This is a genomic window from Streptococcus sp. HMSC062B01 (genome assembly GCF_001811085.1).
In the GTDB taxonomy this organism is placed as follows: Bacteria; Bacillota; Bacilli; order Lactobacillales; family Streptococcaceae; genus Streptococcus; species Streptococcus gordonii.
The window spans coordinates 1-18,745 of the sequence record NZ_KZ672773.1; the positions used below are offsets into that span (position 1 = coordinate 1).

General features: G+C 41.6%; 11 protein-coding genes. 9 read left to right on the forward strand and 2 right to left on the reverse strand.

Annotated features, from left to right (window positions below):
• Positions 1–1,168, forward strand: a 1,168-nt coding sequence (locus tag HMPREF2780_RS02270; RefSeq protein WP_158672284.1) for a GBS Bsp-like repeat-containing protein, incomplete at its 5' end; no start/stop codon positions are given.
• Between the two features lie 251 nt (positions 1,169–1,419).
• A complete protein-coding gene (locus HMPREF2780_RS02275; protein WP_105026053.1) occupies positions 1,420–2,391 on the forward strand; it encodes an acyltransferase family protein in 972 nt (323 codons plus the stop codon).
• A gap of 188 nt (positions 2,392–2,579) precedes the next feature.
• On the opposite strand, the gene HMPREF2780_RS02280 is transcribed toward HMPREF2780_RS02275, so the two are convergent.
• Entirely contained in the window at positions 2,580–3,443 is an 864-nt protein-coding gene (locus tag HMPREF2780_RS02280; RefSeq protein WP_105026054.1) for an RluA family pseudouridine synthase, read from the reverse strand.
• A gap of 150 nt (positions 3,444–3,593) precedes the next feature.
• Here HMPREF2780_RS02280 and pbp2a point away from each other — a divergent pair, with 150 nt between their 5' ends.
• On the forward strand, positions 3,594–5,816 hold the full coding sequence (gene pbp2a / locus HMPREF2780_RS02285; protein ID WP_105026055.1) for a penicillin-binding protein PBP2A: 2,223 nt from the start codon (positions 3,594–3,596) through the stop codon (positions 5,814–5,816).
• A 124-nt stretch (positions 5,817–5,940) separates the two neighbouring features.
• On the opposite strand, the gene ypfJ is transcribed toward pbp2a, so the two are convergent.
• Positions 5,941–6,855, reverse strand: coding sequence for a KPN_02809 family neutral zinc metallopeptidase (gene ypfJ, locus HMPREF2780_RS02290; protein ID WP_105026056.1), 915 nt, complete (start codon positions 6,853–6,855; stop codon positions 5,941–5,943).
• 150 nt (positions 6,856–7,005) lie between these two features.
• On the opposite strand from ypfJ, the gene rpmG reads away from it, so the two are divergent.
• The 6 genes from rpmG to HMPREF2780_RS02320 all read left to right on the forward strand — a co-directional run.
• Positions 7,006–7,158, forward strand: coding sequence for a 50S ribosomal protein L33 (gene rpmG / locus HMPREF2780_RS02295; RefSeq protein WP_008809931.1), 153 nt, complete (start codon positions 7,006–7,008; stop codon positions 7,156–7,158).
• A 9-nt stretch (positions 7,159–7,167) separates the two neighbouring features.
• Positions 7,168–7,344, forward strand: a complete 177-nt coding sequence (gene secE / locus HMPREF2780_RS02300; protein ID WP_008809930.1) for a preprotein translocase subunit SecE — start codon at positions 7,168–7,170, stop codon at positions 7,342–7,344.
• Positions 7,345–7,527: 183 nt separating this feature from the next.
• Complete coding sequence (gene nusG / locus HMPREF2780_RS02305) at positions 7,528–8,064, forward strand: transcription termination/antitermination protein NusG (RefSeq protein WP_008809929.1); 537 nt, start codon at positions 7,528–7,530, stop codon at positions 8,062–8,064.
• Positions 8,065–8,446: 382 nt separating this feature from the next.
• Positions 8,447–9,010 carry a TlpA family protein disulfide reductase gene (locus HMPREF2780_RS02310; RefSeq protein ID WP_045504586.1) on the forward strand — a complete coding sequence of 188 codons (564 nt, stop codon included), beginning with the start codon at positions 8,447–8,449 and terminating at the stop codon, positions 9,008–9,010.
• 64 nt (positions 9,011–9,074) lie between these two features.
• Positions 9,075–17,750, forward strand: coding sequence for an isopeptide-forming domain-containing fimbrial protein (locus HMPREF2780_RS02315; protein WP_105026057.1), 8,676 nt, complete (start codon positions 9,075–9,077; stop codon positions 17,748–17,750).
• 76 nt (positions 17,751–17,826) lie between these two features.
• The coding region (locus HMPREF2780_RS02320; RefSeq protein ID WP_199774039.1) for a G5 domain-containing protein at positions 17,827–18,745 on the forward strand (919 nt) is incomplete at its 3' end.

Sequence of the window (18,745 nt, forward strand, 5' to 3'; positions counted from 1 at the left end):
TGGCTCCGGCCAACGTAGGTATGTGACTGAGACGTCTACCCAATTAAAGCTGTCTCAACCAACAGGTAAGGTCAACATTCAAAACAATAACAAAGAGACTGGCACTTTTGATGTTGTTGTGACCGACGTTTTCAGTCCTAAAGGAGTTCAAGCGGTTCAGGTTCCTGTTTGGTCTGACCAAGGCGGACAAGATGACTTGATCTGGTACAGTGCGACTCGTCAATCAGATGGTAGCTATAAGGCTAGCATCAAGGCAGAAAATCACAAGAATTCTACTGGTACTTATCACGTTCACCTTTACTACATCCAGAATGATGGTAGTCGTATAGGAGTCCATTCGACTACAACGCAAGTAGAGTACCGCAATCTAACGCATAAGACGAAAGCTTATATTAAAGATGTGAATTCTCAGACGGGCACATTTACCGTTGCGGTTGATCAATCTGCCCAAGGGAAACGAATTAAAAATATTCGCGCAGCCGTGTGGTCTCAAGCGCACCAAGAAAATTTATCTTGGTATACCCAAACTCCTGCTGGTGGTCATACCGAGATTGGGATTGCGGCTGTAAACCACGGCAATAAACAAGGTGATTACACCACTCACGTTTATGTTGATTATACGGATGGCAGTGTGGAAGGATTTAACCTAGGGCAAACCAGATTGATTCCACAACAAGTGACAGATCAAAAAAATAGAGTTATTCGTGCAGCTGCAAATCTGGTAGGTACGTCAACGGGTAGTGCAGCTCATCAGCGCATGGTAGCGGACTATAACAGTGTGAAACCTTTACCAGTCGGCTACGCTGTAAAGAATACAGATGATTGGTGCGATGTATTTGTTACAGTTGTTTTCCAACGAGAAGGTCTTAGTTATCTAGTTGGACGAGAATGTGGAGTAGAACGTCATATTCAGATTTTCAAAAAATTAGGAATTTGGAATGAAGATGGAACTACGACTCCTCAATCAGGTGATATTATTACTTTCAACTGGGATAAAGATACCCAGCAAAATGATGGCTGGGCGGATCATATAGGTATTGTTGAGAGAGTAGAGAATGGATGGATTCATACAATCGAAGGAAATTCAAGCAACGGAGTTGTGAGAAGAAATACCTATCGGGTTGGTCATGGTAATATTCGAGGATTTGCAAGACCACATTATCAATAAACAAAGGGTTGAAGAAAGTTGCTCTAGGGTACACTTTCCTCGGCCTTTTTATAGGTCTGAAAATCTCTAGAAGTGCTATTTTGGGACTTGATAGGGCAGATTTTTCATCGATTTCATTACTTGTAGGTGCTATAGAAAATGATGGTTTATAGGATAAGAAGAAAAGTGGTTGTCATCAAATGATATGATTCTTAATGCTTGTGTCATCTGTCCTTGACAGATTGTAACAATGAACATGCTATAATGTCTGCATGAAGACAGAAAATACAACTTTACATGCTGTTAAGGCTCTAGCCTGTTTTAGTATCGTTTCTTTGCACTTTTTGTTACCAGGGGAATTTGGTGTTTTTTATCAGATTGTGGCCCGTTTTGCAGTGCCCTTTTTCATGATGCTGTCGGGTTATTTTTCCTTTAACATTTCTAGAGAAAAGGTAAAGTATCGCCTCAAGCAAATGTTGCTTTTGACAATCGCTAGTCTGATATTTTACTCGATTGTGCATTTTATTGACTTAGTACTGTCGGGAGAGCTGGCGGAAAAGATAGCGACTATAGACCTGTCTGATTTTGCCAATTTCTTCTTTTTTAACAGTCCTAGAGATTTGATTGGCTCAGCTGCTACCCCGACTTGGTATTTGTTGGCTATTTCCTATATTTACGGGCTTTATCTCCTTTTTTATAAGTATTTCCACCGCCTGACCACCTTTGGCGTGTCTCTGATTTTGTTGGCTCTGGCTTTTTGTATCGAGTTCAATACCAACAGTACCCTTTACTATCGAAATTTCCTGTTTATGGGTCTTCCCTTTTTCATTATGGGGATGCAGTTTGCCAAGCATCGAGAACGGATTTTAGCCTACGACTTATCGTCTGTCAGGAAATGGGCTATTAGCTTGGGAATAATAGGTTTGATTCTGCTTGAATACTGTTTTATGGGAACAGAGCACGACCTCTACCCCAGCACTCTTTTATCATCTAGTGCGATTTTCCTCTATGCGATCAGAAACGGGACCAATATTGATGTTCCGATTTTGAACAATATCGCCAAGCGATATGCCACTATGATTTATATTATTCACCCGTTCATCATCTTCATCTTTAGGCAATTAATGCCCAGGAATGGCATATATAGTTTTGGCTTCTTTATCATTCTCTTGCTGTCATATCTACTGAGCATGGTCTTTCAGAAAGTCATCAGACCCAGAATTATCAACCTGCTTCCAGCTTAGTAAAGCAAGATAGGAGATAGAATCGATTTCTGATACCAAAGAAAAAGCAACAGATTTTTCTGTTGCTTTTTCTTGCGTCTACTAAGGCGAAAGAAGTGGAGGACTCTGTGTGCTTGGTTATGATGCCTGGAGGCTTAGTTCTATTAGATTTGAGTTTACTAGTAGTACTTCTTATGCTTTCAGCTTTTCTAGTTTTCTAGCCCTTCTTCAAAACTTTTAGATGGGGCTTCAAGACTGATTTTTTCTAAAGTAAAGGGATGGACGAAGCTCAGTCGGTGGGCGTGAAGCATGAGACGACCTTGGGGCTGTGGATGATATAGAGGATCACCGACCAAGGGAAAGCCGTGGTGGGATAGGTGGACACGGATCTGATGGGTACGACCAGTTTTGAGTTGGCATTTGACAAGAGTTTTTTGACCAAAGCTTTTTAAGCGAGTCACGTGCGTTTCGGCGTATTGGCCATGTTTGTTGTCAACCAGCCGTTTTCTCCGATCATGGCGATCGCGACCGATTTTGTCCTTATATACCCTGCTTTTCTCGGTAAATTTACCATCTACTAAAGCCCAGTATTCGCGCTGGATATCCTTGTTTTCCAGTAGGCGGTTGAGTATAGGCAAGACAAAGGGGTTTTTGGCAAAGAGAACAGCGCCACTGGTCTCCTTGTCAAGTCTGTGAACTACATAGCAGATCTCTCCGACATAGGCAGATACATGATTGAGCAGAGCTAGTTCGGTCGGCTCATTGGCGTGAGTTTTCATGCCTTCAGGTTTATTGACGATGATGAGATGCTGGTCTTGGTAGAGTTCCTGGACAAGTTCTGGTTGCCCCATAAGAATGGCTTTTGCTGGGTAATCTTCTTCGTCAAAGGTCAGCGACAAGAGATCGCCTGCCTGAATCTTGCTTTGCCAGTTGATAATTTGATCATTGACCAAGACATGCTTTTTTGTGCGAAGGAAATGGCGGATTTTTCTGGGAATGAGGAAATAGTCTTCCAGTAGTTCTTTTATGCTCATAGTGGGCATTTTTTCAGGGATTCGAAAGTTAAATTGCATGCCTTTATTTTAACAAAAAGAGCAGAACTTTGAAAGTTAAGATCAAAAACAAGGTAGAAGCTCTGCTATTTCTTAAAAAATTCTAAAAGGAAGTCTCTATGAAACAGCACTTTCTTGTATACTCTCTGGGAAGGTGATAAAATAAGGGTTATGAAAAAGCTAAATGATATTTTTGAAACCTTAATTCAACATTTTAAGAAAGAAGATTCACCAGCTGAGTCTGCAGAGGAGACAGATACAAGTGCGGAACCACGTCTGTCTCGATCAGGTCGCTCGGCCAAGCGAACGTCTTCAAAAGGGCAAGGTCCCTTCCGACGTTTTTGGCGTAGGTACCATCTGACCAAGATTATCTTGATTTTAGGTCTGGGATTTGGGCTGGTGACGGGAGGTTATCTCTTTTATGTGGCCAAGACCACTAATGTCAACGACTTGCAAAATGCCTTGAAGGCGACTACAATGATCTATGATAAAGATGGTCAAGAAGCGGGGAGTTTGACAGGTCAAAAAGGGACCTATGTCGAATTGGATCAGATCAGTAAGGACTTGCAGAATGCTGTTATTGCGACCGAAGACCGCTCCTTCTATAAAAATAGCGGAATCAATTATGGCCGTTTCTTCTTAGCAATTTTGACAGCGGGCCGATCGGGCGGTGGTTCGACCATTACTCAGCAGTTGGCTAAAAATGCTTATCTTTCTCAGGACCAGACCATTGAGCGGAAGGCCAAGGAGTTTTTTCTAGCTCTGGAATTAACCAAAAAGTATAGTAAAGATCAGATTCTGACCATGTATCTGAACAATTCCTACTTTGGTAATGGTGTCTGGGGAGTAGAGGATGCCAGCAAGAAATACTTTGGAGTTTCAGCGAGCCAACTGTCTCTCGATCAAGCAGCCACACTAGCCGGTATGCTCAAGGGACCTGAGATTTACAATCCCTTGTATTCAGTTGAAAATGCGACCAATCGCCGGGACACAGTCCTGAATAATATGGTTGCAGCAGGCTATATTGACAAAGCAACAGCTGATCAAGCAGCAGCGAACGGTCTTGGTAGTCAGTTGGTGGATGCCTATGCTGGGAAGTCTGAAGATTACCGCTATCCATCTTATTTTGATGCTGTCATTAACGAAGCCATTCATGACTATGGTTTAAAAGAAGAAGATATCATCAAAAATGGCTATCGCATCTATACTGAGCTGGATCAAAACTATCAGGCCAGCATGCAGGTTATTTATAGTAATGAGAGTCTCTTCCCTGTTTCAGAAGTAGATGGAACACGAGCAGAATCGGGAAGTGTGGCCTTGGATCCCAAGACTGGAGGGGTGAGAGCCCTGGTCGGTCGAGTCAACAGCCAGGCGGCCGGTTTCCGTTCCTTTAACTATGCAACCCAGTCAGCTCGTAGTCCAGGTTCGACCATTAAACCACTGGTTGTATATAGCCCAGCAATCGCAGCTGGTTGGTCAACTGATAAAGAGTTGGACAATACGACAACGACCTACGGATCCTATACGGTCAATAACTATGGTGGCATTCAAAGTAGCCCGACAGTGCCTATGTATCAGGCCCTGGCGGATTCTCTGAATATTCCAGCGGTAGCAACAGTTAAAGAGTTGGGTATAGAGAAAGCTTTTGAATATGGTCAAAAGTTTGGCTTGAATATGAAAAAGGTTGAGCAAAATCTCAGTGTAGCATTGGGAGCAGGTGTGAATACCAATCCTCTCCAAATGGCTCAGGCCTACTCCGCTTTTGCGAATGATGGTGTCATGCATGATGCCCACTTGATCACTAAGATTGAAAACGCTAGTGGTCAAATCGTTAAGACCCACAAGTCTAGCTCCACTCGAGTGCTCAATCAGTCGACTGCGAAAAAAATGACCAGTATGATGTTAGGGACCTTCTCAAACGGAACGGGTATCTACGCAGCGCCATATAATTATACGATGGCAGGTAAGACAGGGACAACTGAGACAGACTTCAACCCTGACTTATCTGGAGACCAGTGGGTCATCGGCTACACACCTGATGTTGTTATCAGTCAGTGGCTAGGATTTCCAAAGACAGATGAAAACCACTACCTGACAGGAACCAGTGCTAACGAGGCTTCTGTGATTTTCCGAAATGTAGCCAATAGCGTCCTGCCATACACGGAAGGAACCAAATTCTCTGAAAAGAATACCTATGCTCAAAATGGTATTGCTCCGGTAGACACCTATGGCACTGGAAATACCGAGAATCAAGGTGGCAATGATTTCTTACAGGATGTACAGGACAAGGCAAAAGAAATAGTCGATCAGGCTAAAAATGCTATCGAAGAGGCAGATATTCCAGGTAAAGCTAAGAATGCTTGGGATACAGTCAAGAGCTGGTTTGGTTGGTAAGTTTCTTATCTCAATAGATGGATTATTTATAGAAGTCTATCTCTTGAGGCTCCAGCCTGGGTTTATCAATCAAGAAGCATATGTCACAGTAAATCAATCAGATAAAAAGACCTTTAGGATTTTCCTAAAGGTCTTTTTCAGGTACATTGAAGGTGTCACCGTGTTCAAAATCGCCGTATTGGTAACCACGTTTGAACCAACGCATACGTTGCTCCGCACTTCCGTGTGTAAAGCTATCAGGCACAGAATAGCCATAGGCCTGTTCTTGCAAAGTGTCGTCTCCAACTGCATGGGCTGCATTAAGTGCTTCCTCAATATCGCCAACATCTAGTAAGTTTTCTTGTTCAATATAACGAGCCCAGACCCCAGCGTAGTAGTCCGCCTGAAGTTCCAAACGAACATTTAGAGCATTCTTCTCCTTTTCTGACTTTCCTCTCACCATTTGCTGGTAGGATTGAAGTGTCCCTAGTTGGTTTTGGATGTGGTGTCCAACTTCGTGCGCGATAACATAAGCCATGGCAAAGTCACCACTTGCCCGATACTTAGTAGTCAGCTCTTGGTAGAAGCGAATATCCAGGTAAATTTTTTGGTCGTTAGGACAGTAAAAAGGTCCAGCAGAGGCCTGGCCGACCCCACAACCAGTCCTGGTTTGACCAGTATAGAAGACCAGTTTTGGCTTATAATAGGTTCTTCCTTCTTTTTCAAAGGTTTGAGTCCAAAAAACTTCTGTAGTCCCTAAGACCTTGCTGACAAATTGGGCATCTTTGTCATTGACCTGAGTATGGCTTTGCTGGGAAACTTGGGTGGACTCATAGTGGTGAGAAGTCCCTGTGTCAAATATGCCAGATAAACCAGCACCACCCCCTAAGAAAAGTAAGAGTAGTATTAGGACAAGCTTGCTTTTAAAACTGCCAGGTGCTAACAGGATTCGCAATATTCCGTTTCCCAGTCGAGCATTGCCTGATCCGTAGCTAGCCGATCCCCCTTCATTGCGACGGTCTTCAATATTATTACTTTCTTTTAAATGATCAGTTTTCACGTTTTCTTCTCCTTTATGACATCTATTTTACCAAATCACCAGCGAAAATAATAGCTGTTCGTTAGATGAATGAAAAAAGCTTCAAAGGATTGACGTCCAGACCTTGTCAAAAGAAAAAAATCCTGCTATAATTGGAAAGATGGAGGCGTTATGGCATTAAAAAAAGCAAGTCTGGCGTGTACGGTTTGTGGATCGAGAAATTACTCAATAAAACTGAGTAGTACGCCAAAACCAAAACGTCTAGAAGTAAATAAGTTTTGTAAACATTGTAATAAATACACTATTCATAAAGAAACAAGATAGGAGAGAGTTGTGAAATTTCTTAAGGACACTTTTACAGTTTTAAAAGATACAACATGGCCGACAGGCAAGCAAAGCTGGATTGATTTTATTTCGATTATGGAATATACAGCCTTCTTTGTTGTGGTTATCTATTTATTTGACTTATTGGTATCTCACGGACTGCTTCGTTTGTTGAATCTCTTTTAAGTCGATTAGAGACTGGGAAATTTCCCAGTCTTTTTTGATAAAATTGTCAGTAAACTTCTTGGCATTCCCTATTTTTATGATATAATAAAGCTAGAGAAAACGGAAAAAGCCATTAGGCTTTTTTATAGTGTTTTAGTTTATGATTTTGTAAACTAAGAATTGCTAAAAAAGAAAGGAAATAAAATGGATAGTTTTGATAAAGGCTGGTTTGTACTGCAGACCTACTCTGGATATGAAAACAAGGTAAAAGAAAATCTCTTGCAACGGGCTCAGACTTATAACATGCTGGAGAATATCTTGCGCGTGGAAATCCCTACTCAGACGGTTCAAGTAGAGAAAAATGGCAAGACCAAGGAAATCGAAGAGAATCGCTTCCCTGGTTATGTTTTGGTTGAAATGGTCATGACCGATGAGGCTTGGTTTGTTGTTCGGAACACTCCTAATGTAACAGGTTTTGTCGGCTCTCACGGAAACCGCTCTAAACCGACTCCACTCTTGGAAGAAGAAATCCGCAACATTTTGATCTCTATGGGACAAACTGTGCAAGAATTTGACATTCATGTCAAGGTTGGTGATACCGTTCGGATTATTGACGGAGCCTTTACAGATTATACAGGAAAAATTACTGAGATTGACAATAATAAAGTTAAGATGGTTATTTCTATGTTTGGAAATGACACCATTGCAGAAGTAAACCTGAATCAAATCGCAGAATTATAAGAGAAACCAAAAGCAGATCACTATCTGCTTTTTTTGTATTCCAGTTGTGTTTTTTTGTGACAAAGGCTAAAAAATAGCCTTTGACTGGTCTGAATATAGGTCCAAAAAAGGAAAGAAAAACGACTTAAAAATTCTGATAATTTTAAGTTTTTAGGCAATCGTTTTCCTTTTAATAAATAGTGTCATCTTTCAAAGTATTTTGCATAAATTTTAGACAAAATGCTTGTTATGCTCAAAAAAAACTGGTATAATAACCATATAATTGGCACATTGTATATGACGGCTTTTTTCATGGTTTTTTTAGCAAGAAAAGATCGATATTTGTACAGTGCTTGCTCTTATGTCAAAATTTGATAGAGACGGAATCTAACTAGGAGGGAATATGTTAAAGGAAAAGTGGTGGCTACCCTTTTTGACTGTTGGAGTCATTCTGGTAGCGGTCTTTGCTTTGTTTTACATTGCTGGTCCTAACAGGCATAACAAAGGATCGACACAAAAGGATGGTAGTTCAGCTGTAGTACATGAGCTGACAGGACAGCAGTTGCCAGAGTTTGAAATGGTAGACCAAGCAGGGTATCAAAAGAAGAGTACAGAGTTTTATAGTAAACCCATGCTGGTAGTAGAGTGGGCTAGCTGGTGTCCAGATTGTCAAAAACAGTTACCAGAGATTCAAAAAGTATATGAAAAGTATAAAGGTAGAATTCATTTTGTTATGTTGGATATGCTTGATTCCAAAAGAGAAACGAAAGAAAGAGCGGATCAGTATATCAGTGAAAAAGATTATACTTTCCCATATTACTATGACACAGATGAGCGAGCGGCGGATATCCTCCATGTTCAATCAATCCCCACGATTTATCTAGTCGATAAGAATCAAAAGGTAAAGAAAGTAATGACAGACTTTCACGATGAAGCAGCGCTTGAAAAACAGCTAGAAGAGATTTAAATAAAAGAAAGAGAAGGGAGAGCTTGTATAAAAGTTTCTACTATTATATAGGCTTTAAAATAGCATGAAAGATTTTTTGAAAAAGGTTTTAATACTATTTACCGTCCTGTTGATGTCAATGCCATCCAGCGTCTTGAATCTAGGGACTTCAGTTGTTCGAGCTGATGATCCTCTGAATATTGAGACAAGACGGATTGATGAGCATACAACGATCACACAAAATGGGTGTTATCGTAAGATTGAAAAAACGGACGCAACGGACTGGACAGTTCCGCGGAAACCAATTGACTTGGTTATCCTGCAGGATGCCAGTGGTTCATTCCGAACAACTATTCCAAGTGTAAAACGTGCTCTTAAACGTTTGACAACATATGTTAGTCCAGAACAATACGATGAGAACGATCCTCATCTAGTTAAGACTGACGACCCTCGGACAACTGACCGCGTTTTCGTAGCTTCTTACCAAGGTTTGGATCAGGTGCGTTACTTTGAAAACAATGATTTTAGTGGTAACCCTGCGAATGTATATACTGATGCGAATTCAACTGGTAAAAACTATACCTATGGAAATAGTGGCTTAACAAGCGATCAAAATAAAGTTCATAACTTTATTGATAATATCGCTGTCGATGGTGGTACCCCAACTGTTCCTGCGATTGATGATACAATCGCTCAGTACAACCGTGTCAAAGGGAATATGGAAAACGGTCGTAAGACGGTCTTCCTCCTAGTAACGGATGGGGTAGCCAATGGTTATCGTCTGCCAGGGACTAACACAGTCGTTATGGATAAGAGCTGGACGAGAACAGATGCTATTCAAAAAGCTTGGGGAGTGGATAGCTATCCAGAAGCAGCTCAAGATATTACTGGTCGTGCCAATGAATTGAAAGCGGCTGGTAATCAGCTGAAAGCGGCGGTTGGTTCAGAAGGTTCGGTGGTTGTAGGTTTCTGGGAACGTGTTGATAACTTCACGGAGAAATACTATCAATATGGTCCAGCTTATCTAAATGGTTTCGGTAATACAATAAACATTGGGGACAACCGTTCAGTGCAAGCCATCTTCCACGACGCACTTCAATCCATGGCTTCACCAGACAAGGTTGTAAACGGCAAGAATGTTTCCTTCTATGTTAATGAGCAAAATAACATTGATGTATTCTCGCAAAAGATTTTGGAATCAGTAGCGGCTGCTTTAGTTAAAGATGATATCACTGGTGAGTTTGATATCACCGAAGGCTACAAGGTAGATGCTATCCGAATCAATGGTAAGAAGATTGTTCCGAAAGTAACAGACCCTAGCAAGGAAATCCGTGGTACAATCACACAGACTGGTAACAAGGTTAAAATCTCTGTTCCAGATAGTGTCTTCAATCCAGGTAAAAACAGCTTTGACTACGACTTGAGTAAGGAAGCTCGCGCACCTGAGACAGATGAAGATAGCGAAGTAGACCCTCCTGAGAATTATGTTCCAGAGAAGGAAGAAATCACAGTTCCAGAATTGACTGGTAAATTTAAAGCAGGTGACTTCGAAACACGTCAAATCGGTGGTCGGAACCAAACAGTAGAAGTTCAAAAACTGGAATACTGTTATCCAAGTGCAACGAAGACAGTGAAAGATGCGGATGCTAGCAACGATATTGGTGTCATTCCGGATCCGTTAGAGTTGACTAAGAAACCATCTTATTCTGCACAACTAAGCAAGAAAGACGAAGAGTTCACTTACACTGTCGACTACAACTTCAATAACGTTCCTTACGAATTTGAAAAGAACGTTATGTTGACAGACCCAATTGACTACCGCTTGGAAGTGGTGAGTCATTCTGCTCAAGGTCCAGATGGACAAAGCTGGCCGACTCGTGTGGTAACACAACAAGATGCTGGAGGAAACTCACAAAGCGTCGTTGTAGCAGACGTTCCAGCGCAAGGTAAGGATTATAATTACCTGATCATGAAGAAGGCGAAACTGAAAATGACAGTCCGCCTGAAAGAAGAGTACCGTAAGAACCAAGCCAGCAAGGCTTACTTGGCAATCTTACAAAATAACAATGGTTACGGTTTAGTTAACCAAGGTAACATCATGTGGAATGGAGAAGATGATTCACCAAACCAAGATGCCCATGCCAAGACAAAAGACAAGGCAAGTACGATTCGTCGTTCAAACCCAATTTATGTTAAACCACCACTTGATACAGAAGTAGACAAGAAGGTTAACGAAAAAGAACACGAAGGTCTACAAGCAGATGGCGAAGAGTTTGAATATAAGGTAACTGCCCCATGGCCAGGTATTGCTGACAAGTTCACCTTGACAGATACAGTTGTAGATGAACTTGAAATTGTACCAAATTCAGCTAAAGTAACAGTAGCAGGCAAGTCTTACAATGCTTTGACCAAAGCGATTTCAATCAATGGTCAAACAATAGAGATTACACTAGATAAGACTCAATTAACTTCGTTGAACCGTTTGATCTCTCGTCGTGGTGGAAGCGAAGTACAGGAAATCGAACTGATCTTCAAGGCTAAGATTCGTCCGGGAGCTGACCTTTCTAAATATAAGAAGAATGGTGCGGTAAACATTCCGAATACAGCTGATGTTATTCTAAATGATAAGAAGAAAACTTCGAAAGAAGTAACGGTTACTCCACCTAAACCAAAAGAACCAACTGTTTCTAAGAAGATTAACAACACCTTGGATAGTCTGGTAACCTTCGATGGTCAACCATACACTTACAACATCACAACAGCTGTGCCAAGTGATGTAGCAGGCTACAAGAAATTTGTCATTAGTGATAAGCTGGATGCCGATCTCGAATTTGATGGACAAGCAAGCATCAGCGGTCCATTGGCAGACGTCTTTGAAATCCAAACAAATGGTCAAACTGTTACTGCAACAGTTAAAGAAGGTAAGTTCGCAGAACTCGCTAAATATTCATTCGTCGAACTGACTATTCCAGCAAAAGTTAAAGCTGGTGTGACAGGTAAGACTATTGAAAACAAGGCTAAGATTTCATTTACTAATGAAAACAATGTGGCTAAGGAAGTTGAGTCAAATCCAGTAACGGTGACTCCTCCACCAGTAACTAAGAAGATCAATGAAAACTTGGATCACTTGGATATTGCAACTGGTCAGCCATACAAGTACAATGTTAAGACTACACTTCCAAGTGATATCACATCCTACAAAGAATTTGTGATTACCGATACTTTGGAAGATGAGTTAAGCGTTATTAATGAAGGTGCAGACAAACCAGTTATCAGCGGTCCTGCTGCAGACTTCTTTGACGTGACTGTCAGTGGACAAAAAGTAACGGCAACAATGAAAAACTTTGCCGGAGCAAGTGCCCTAGCTGGTCAAGAAATTGAACTGGTTATCCCAGCGAAAATTAATGACGGTGTCACTCGTTCTAACATTCCAAACAAAGCGACATTTAGCTTTAAGGATAAAAACGACCATAAAGGTGAAAAAGAAACAATTCCTGTAACGGTGACTCCACCAACAGAACCAAATGTTTCTAAGAAGATTAACGGTGATCAAGATAATGCGACGATTGCTGCTGAAACAGATTTCACCTACAATATTAAGACTACTTTGCCAAATGATATTGATACATACAAATCATTTGTCATCACCGATACTCTAGATGAAAATCTTGGAGTGGTGAACCCAGAACCAAGCATTTCTGAAGAAGCCAAGAAATTCTTCGATATTACTGTTTCAGGAAATACTGTTACAGCAACGATGAAGGACTTTGCCAAAGCAAGTGCTCTTGCGAATAAAGAAATCGAGTTGGTCATCCACGCTAAAGTGAAGAAAGAATCTGTTCTTCCAGAAATTCCAAACACGGCTAAGATTACTTATACTAATAAGAATAACGAGTCTAAGGAAAAAGAAACAGAGCCAGTTAAAGTGACTCCTCCACCAATTACGAAGAAAGTAAATGGTAAGGATCAAGAAGATTTGGCAAGCTTAACAAGCACCTTCAAGTATACAGTGGATTCAAAAGTTCCAACTGTAGCAGATAAGTTTGTACTTTCTGATACCTTGGAAGAAGTCTTGACCTTTGATGGAGATGCGACTGTAACGATTGATGGCCAAGCCGTGACAGATGTGACGGTTGCGAAGAAAGACCAAAAACTGACAGTTACCTTCGATAAGGATCAAGTCAAGAAATATGCAGGCAAGGCTGTTCAAGTAGCCTTCGATGCTAAGATTAAATCTGGCTACACAGTTGACCAATTAGTTGCTAAGTATCCAAATGGAGATAAAGCAGCGATTCCAAACAAAGCTAGCTTTGTGGTCAATGACAATCCAGAAACAGAGAAATTCTCTAACCCAGTTACTGTTACACCGCCACCACCAAACACTCCAGAAATTGAGAAGAAGGTTAACGGTGCAGACAGTTACAATCTGCAAACCCGTCTTGAAGAATTCACTTATAGTCTGAATACAGCGATGCCAACAAATGCGACTGAATTCACCGTAACAGATGAACTGAAGTCCGTTCTTGAATTCGCTGGCAACAAGGGCGATGTCCAAGTGAAGATTGACGGCAAGGCTGCCAATGATCAAGCTACTATTTCTACAGATAAGAATACCTTGACAGTGGCCTTCGCAGAAAAAGCAGTGAAAGCTAACGCTGGCAAGTCTATTGAAGTAACCTTCAAGGCTAAAATCCGTGAAGGAGCAAACCTTCTGGATTACCTAGTTCCTGGTCAAGGCATCCGTATTCCGAACAAGGCTTCTTATGACATCGATCATAATCCTAAGTTCCATAAGGATTCCAATGAAGTACCAGTAACTCCTCCATCTCCAGAACAACCACCAATTGAAAAAGATGTCAATGATAAGGCAGAAGCGACCTTGGAAGCACGTGATGAAGAATTCACTTATCATGTGAAAACCAAGATTCCTTATGAAGCAACAGCCTTCAACATCACTGATACTCTGAAAGATGTTTTGGACTTCTCAGGTGAGAAAGGTCAAGCAGAAGCAACTGTAGATGGTAAGAAACTGTCAGATGATCATATCACGATCAATGGCCAAACAATCACAGTTACACTTAACCAAGAAGAACTGAAAGCCAATGCAGATAAGGAAATTAAGTTAACCTTCAAGGCTAAGATTCGTCCAAATGCCAACCTAGCTGCCTACGTCGTTGGTGATAAAGTTGTTATCAATAACCAAGCTTCTTATAATGTAGATTTACCAGACAATCCTGGAGTTCATAAAGATTCAAATATCGTACCAGTGACTCCGCCAAGTCCTGAAAAACCAGAGATTGAAAAGACTGTTAATGATGCAAAAGAAGCAACTCTTGCTAACCGTGACGAAATCTTTACTTATAAAGTGAAGACAAAAGTACCGTTTGATGCGACAGCCTTCTCTATCGATGACACTATTAAGGATGTTCTAGAGTTTGCGGATGCTGGAAGTGCTACTCTTAATGGAGAAGCTTTAGAAGCAGACCGTATCTCTATCGCTGATCAAAAGATCACCTTGACTCTGACAGAAGACCAAGTCAAGAACAATGGCGGTAAAGAAGTTGTTCTGACCTTCAAGGCTAAAATCCGACAAGGTGCTAACCTGTCTGGCTACATTGAAAAAGGTAAGACAGTCATTAATAACCAAGCGTCTTATAACGCTGCCTTCCCTAACGATCCTAACTTCCATAAAGATTCAAACATCGTCCCAGTGACTCCTCCAAATCCGGAAAATCCTCCGATTGAGAAGAAGGTCAATGAGGCTGAGTCAGCGAACTTAGGAGCTCGTGATGAAGAATTCACCTACACAATCGACACAACTGTGCCGCTTGATGTTACAGGCTTCGCAGTCTACGATACGATTGAGAAAGTCTTAGAATTCTCAGGTGAAAATGGCCAAGCAAGCGCAACGGTAGATGGTCAACCACTAGATGCCAGCCACATTACAATTAAAGGTCAGAAGATCACAGTCAAACTGACAGAAGACGAAGCGAAAGCCCTAGGAGGCAAAGCAGTTCATGTCAGCTTCAAGGCTAAGATCAAGGCGGGAGCGAACCTGTCAGACTATATCGAAAAAGATGGTACGACACGGATTTACAACACCGCTAAATACAACTTTAACAATGACCCAGGAACAGAACAAAGTTCTAAACCAGTTCCAGTCATTCCACCAACCCCAACTGAACCAGAACTGAAGAAGGAAGTAAACGGTAAAGAAGCTGAAACATTAGCTAACCGTGACGATGTCTTCACTTACACTGTGAAGACTACTGTACCGCAAGATGCGACAGCCTTCTCTATCAGCGATAAGCTGGAAGATGTTCTTGAGTTTGCGGGTGAATCATCTGCGACTCTAGCAGGTGAAGACTTGAAGGCAGACCAGATTACAACAGACGGTCAAACCATCAAGTTGACCCTGACAGAAGATCAGGTGAAAGCAAACGGTGGTAAAGAAGTTGTCCTCAACTTCAAGGCTAAGATCAGAGAGGGTGCAAACTTGTCAGCTTACATGAAAGCAGACAAGGCAGAAGTACCGAATAAGGCTTCTTACACAGTTGGCTTCCCTAACAAACCAGCTGTAACGAAGGACTCTAACGTAGTACCTGTCACTCCTCCATCTCCAGAACAGCCACCGATTGAAAAAGATGTGAATTCAAAACCTTCTGAAACAATTGCAGATCGAACAGAAGAATTCACATACAACATCCATACAACTATGCCTCAAGATGCGACAGGCTTTACAGTTACCGATGAATTGAAAGACGTTCTTGAATTTGCCGGTGATGTCCAAGTCACTCTTGGTGGTAAGAAAGCAGACGCTGCTGTAGCGAAAAACGGTCAAACTCTGGAAGTAACCTTCCCAGAAGAGACTGTCAAAGCAAATGGTGGTAAGAAAGTCCAAGTAACCTTCAAAGCGAAGATTAAAGCGGATGCAGACTTAACTCCATATGAAACAGCTAATAGCTACTCTGTACCAAATACAGCTTCTTACTTGATTAACAATAATCCAGCAAGCAAGAAAGAAACTAAGCCAGTTACGGTCGAAGTTCCAAAACAACCTGGACCAGAGGTTACGAAGAAGATTAACCGTACATTGGATCACTTAGATGTTGACCGTGATGTTCCTTACATGTACAATGTCAACACACAAATTCCAAAAGATATCCGCCTCTACAAAGAGTTCACCGTTACGGATACTTTGGAACCAGTTCTTGAAATCACAGGAACTCCTGTAGCTTACGTGGATGGTTATGCAACAGACGCTGTGGAAACAAAAGTGGAAGGCAATACAGTTACTGTAACAGTGAAAGACTTCGCTCGTATCAGTGGCTATAAAGAAATCCAACTTTACATTCCAGCTAAGCTGAAAGCAGATAGTGACTTATCAGCTTACGAAAACCAAACTGTTCCAAACAAGGCAACAATTGCCTTCAAGGATAGCAATGGCAAGAACGGCACAAAAGAATCTAACCCAGTAACCGTTCGTCCACGGGACCCAGAAAAACCTGAGGAACCAAAACCAAACGAACCAGCTAAGACAGTAGGTCCAGCTGATGGATCTAACCCATCAACTGCTTACCGTCTGAAAGAACTCAAGGAAGGCTTCCGCTTTGATGTGACAGCGAAGGTGCCAACTGATCCAGTTGATGAATCAGGCAACCCTATCAAAGACGCTCAAGGCCGTGATGTGAAGACTGAATTGAATAGCTTTACGGTAACAGATGAACTTGAAAAAGTTCTGAAAGTGGACCGTGTAGCTGTTAAGGTTGAGGAAAATAAAGTCGCAGAAGCCATTGCGAAGATTACTGCTAAGATTGAAAAAGCAGAAAGCGACCTGAAAGAGCTCGAAGGCAAAGAGACAAATGGTACTTTTGCTAAGAAACTGGCAGAAGCTGAGAAGAAGGTAGAAGAGCTAACAGCACAATTGGCAGCAGCCAAAGAAAAAGCTACAGCTGCAGCGACACCTGCAACACCAGCTCCATCTTCAGATTCTGACGCAGGCAATGCTACAGCGACACCTGCTCCAGCAGACAATAACGCTGAAGTGGTAGCCCTTGAAGAAAGCCTCAAAGCAGCACAAGCTGAATTGGAACAACTGAAAGCAGATGGTGCGAAAGCTGGTAACCTCGCAACACCTGAAGAACAAAAAGTTGAACAAGATAAGCTGAATAAGAACCTTGAACAACTGAAAGAGAGCAAAGAGAAACTCGAAAAAGCTCTCGAAGCATTCACAACAGTGAATGACAAGGGTGAGATCACGGATGAAGCTCTTGCGAAAATCGCCAAAGTAACTGTAGAAGGTCAGAAAGTTACCGTAGAAGTTACTGATAAGGCTGTTTTGGAAGCCTTGAAGGGTAGCACCTTCCGCGTCATCATCTATTCATCTATTAAAGACGGAGCAGACTTGTCTAGCTACTTGAATAAAGAGAATAATGAGACGAAGATTCCGAATAAGGCTACTGTAACCTTCAACGATAAACCGAAAGTAACGAATACAGTAAACGTTTATCCGCCAGAGCCAAATACACCGCCGACAACACCACATACACCACCGACAACACCGAATACGCCGCCACCAACTACACCTGATACGCCACCAGCGCCTAAGGGTGACTTGCCACCGGCACCAACACCAGAGCCAGAAAAACCTAAGAATATCTTGCCAAAAACAGGTACTTCTGGTACTATGGTAAATGAGGTGATTATCGGAATGATCCTTGTGCTGATGGGACTTCTTTTGAGAAGAAAACCAAAGCATTAATGTAAGATAGTCCAGGAGAGCTATGCTCTTCTGGTTACTATCGTATTATTAGGAAAAAGATTAAAGGAAAATCATTATGGATAGAAAAAAGTTAATTAAGTTAGGAATCTCAGTGCTAGCTGTTAATGCTTTGGGAGCAGTAGCCGTTTATAAATATCCTGAGCTGACACATGTACCTACTGTCTATGCGGAGGAAGTGCCTGGAGAGGATGAGGAAATTCCAGATGCAGCAGAAGCGCAAGCAGCAGCAAACTTTAAAAATCAAATGGATGAGTTTGAAGAAGCAATCAAAGAATTCAATCCAGACGATTCAGATACTAGAGAAGGTTTGGAAATTGCATTGGGAGACTTAGAAGCGTCTCATACTACTGCAGTTAATGCGATCAAGAGTGAAGAAGGAAAGAAAGGTTTTGCCAAGTACGAAGCTCGTTATCAAGCTTTAAAAGCAAAAGCTCAAGCCCTTCTAAATGGTGAATCACCAAAACCTCAACCAGATCCACAACCGCAACCTCAACCAGATCCGCAACCACAGCCAAAGATTACAACACAGGACCTTACAGTCAAAGAACCAATCCTTTACGGATCTTCAACTGAGCAAAATTCAGCTTTACCAAAAGGCACAAGAAAAACAAAAGTTCAAGGTGTCAATGGTGAAAAGGAAGTTGTCTACACAATCACTTATACAGACGGCAAGGAAACAGGCCGTGTGAAAAAGTCTGAAACAGTTATTAAACCAGCTGTAGATGAAGTCATCGAAGAAGGTACTGGCGCAGTCATCACCACTAAGGAAGAAACTAAGACAGAAGAAGTAGATTTCCAAGTCAAAGAAGTTCCAAATCCAGCCCTTCCAGAAGGTGTCCGCAATGTAACAACTCCAGGTAAAAAAGGTGTTCGTACAATCGTTGAGACGGTTACTTACACTGACGGCAAGGAAACAGGTCGTGTAGTGAAATCCAACACCATCACAACTCCAGCAGTTGATGAAGTTGTTGAAG

What these genes read in the sequence shown, in the direction of transcription:
- HMPREF2780_RS02275 (WP_105026053.1), top strand. Translation starts at nt 1,420, where the DNA reads ATGAAGACAGAAAATACAACTTTACATGCTGTTAAGGCTCTAGCCTGT.
- HMPREF2780_RS02280 (WP_105026054.1), bottom strand. Translation starts at nt 3,443, where the DNA reads ATGCAATTTAACTTTCGAATCCCTGAAAAAATGCCCACTATGAGCATA.
- pbp2a (WP_105026055.1), top strand. Translation starts at nt 3,594, where the DNA reads ATGAAAAAGCTAAATGATATTTTTGAAACCTTAATTCAACATTTTAAG.
- rpmG (WP_008809931.1), top strand. Translation starts at nt 7,006, where the DNA reads ATGGCATTAAAAAAAGCAAGTCTGGCGTGTACGGTTTGTGGATCGAGA.
- nusG (WP_008809929.1), top strand. Translation starts at nt 7,528, where the DNA reads ATGGATAGTTTTGATAAAGGCTGGTTTGTACTGCAGACCTACTCTGGA.
- HMPREF2780_RS02310 (WP_045504586.1), top strand. Translation starts at nt 8,447, where the DNA reads ATGTTAAAGGAAAAGTGGTGGCTACCCTTTTTGACTGTTGGAGTCATT.
- HMPREF2780_RS02315 (WP_105026057.1), top strand. Translation starts at nt 9,075, where the DNA reads ATGAAAGATTTTTTGAAAAAGGTTTTAATACTATTTACCGTCCTGTTG.